This is a genomic window from Enterobacter sp. UNJFSC 003 (assembly GCF_036903355.1).
Taxonomy (GTDB): Bacteria; Pseudomonadota; Gammaproteobacteria; order Enterobacterales; family Enterobacteriaceae; genus Enterobacter.
In genome coordinates, this window is sequence record NZ_JBAKHK010000277.1 from 1 (window position 1) to 250 (window position 250).

At 64.0% G+C, this 250-nt stretch carries 1 protein-coding gene; it reads right to left on the reverse strand.

The features are described from left to right. Positions 1–250, reverse strand: a 250-nt coding sequence (locus V5P19_RS24145; RefSeq protein WP_334408070.1) for a strawberry notch C-terminal domain-containing protein, incomplete at both ends; no start/stop codon positions are given.

The following is a 250-nucleotide window of genomic DNA, read 5'->3' on the forward strand; positions in this document are numbered from 1 at the left end:
GTCCAGGTCAGCGTGGTAGGACCGCCCCGTGCCACCCGCCTCGGAAAAGACGAGGATGGGCTTTCGCCCCGACATGAAGTTGTCGGTCTCGGCGATGTTGGAACTGGACGTGCGACGCTCGACCTTCTGCCGGCCCTGCCCATCAACGACAATCCGCCGCGTGCGCCCCGTGACCTCGGAAACCATGTCGGTGCCGAAATGTACGATGAGAAAGTCGAGCGCAGCCGGAACAGGCGGCATCGAGCAGAGC